Source organism: Klebsiella sp. 141240 (assembly GCF_050600805.1).
Classification (GTDB): Bacteria; Pseudomonadota; Gammaproteobacteria; order Enterobacterales; family Enterobacteriaceae; genus Klebsiella; species Klebsiella aerogenes.
On record NZ_JAQIRK010000091.1, the window covers coordinates 1 to 218 of the forward strand.

The 218-nt window shown below is 67.0% G+C and carries 1 protein-coding gene; it reads right to left on the minus strand.

Annotated elements, in window-relative coordinates; translation table 11 throughout:
• Positions 1 to 218 (minus strand): sodium ion-translocating decarboxylase subunit beta (locus PGQ95_RS26490; RefSeq protein WP_430919906.1); only part of this gene is annotated, 218 nt, incomplete at both ends.

A 218-nucleotide genomic window follows, 5' to 3' on the forward strand; every position in this document is an offset into this window, starting at 1 on the left:
AGCTGCACCATGCGGATCTTCCGCTCTTTGTCGCTGGTCAGCGCCTTCATGATCGGCGGCTGGATCAGCGGCACCAGCGCCATGTAGGAGTAGGCGGCCACCGCGATGGCCCCCAGTAGCTCTGGCGCCAGCTTGCTCGACAGGTAGATGGCCGTCGGGCCGTCGGCGCCGCCGATGATGCCGATGGCCGCCGCCTGCGGCAGGGTGAAGTGGATGAA